The organism is Parapedobacter brassicae, assembly GCF_051400755.1.
Taxonomy (GTDB): Bacteria; Bacteroidota; Bacteroidia; order Sphingobacteriales; family Sphingobacteriaceae; genus Parapedobacter.
Genome location: NZ_JBLFFL010000026.1, coordinates 1 through 683, shown reverse-complemented (window position 1 = coordinate 683; position 683 = coordinate 1). Strand labels below are relative to the sequence as shown.

Sequence of the window (683 nt, the reverse complement as noted above, 5' to 3'; positions counted from 1 at the left end):
AGTGACATGTTAATGAAAAAGAACACCCCATTTGACTTCGAGCGCTTCAAGCAGGAAGCGATGGAAGGTTTGTACGCTGGCAAAAAGGCCGGCGGTACGGACGGAGTACTGGCCCCGATGCTCAAACACCTGCTGGAATCCATGCTGGACGGCGAACTGGAGAACCACCTTGAGGAGGACAAAGCCTCCGGTCAGTCCAACCGCCGCAACGGCAAGAGCAAAAAGACGGTCAGGAGCATGAGCGGCGGGAGCTTCGAGCTGGAGACGGGCCGTGACCGCGAAGGTTCATTTGAGCCCAAGATCGTCCCCAAGCGGCAGCTGATTATCACCGAGGAACTGGAAGGCAACGTGTTGAGCATGTATGCCCGTGGCATGGGCACGCGTGCTATCAGCGATTATATCCGGGAGATGTATGCCATGGAGATATCGGCCACGGAAATCTCCCGTATCACCGATGCGGTGCTTCCGGCGGTAACCGAATGGCGCAACCGTCCGCTGGATGCGGTATACCCGTTTGTTTTCCTGGACTGTATGCATTATAAAATCCGGCATAACGGGGCGGTTGAGAGCCGTGCCATCTACAACATCCTGGGGATTGATATTGACGGCCGCAAGGACCTGATCGGTCTTTACCTTTCGGAAACCGAGGGTGCCAAGTTCTGGCTTTCGGTGCTGACCGACCT

At 55.9% G+C, this 683-nt stretch carries 1 protein-coding gene; it reads left to right on the top strand.

Annotated features, from left to right (window positions below; all coding sequences use genetic code 11):
• Nucleotides 1-12: 12 nt before the first annotated feature.
• Nucleotides 13-683 (top strand): IS256 family transposase (locus ACMGDE_RS20065; protein WP_436834598.1); only part of this gene is annotated, 671 nt, incomplete at its 3' end.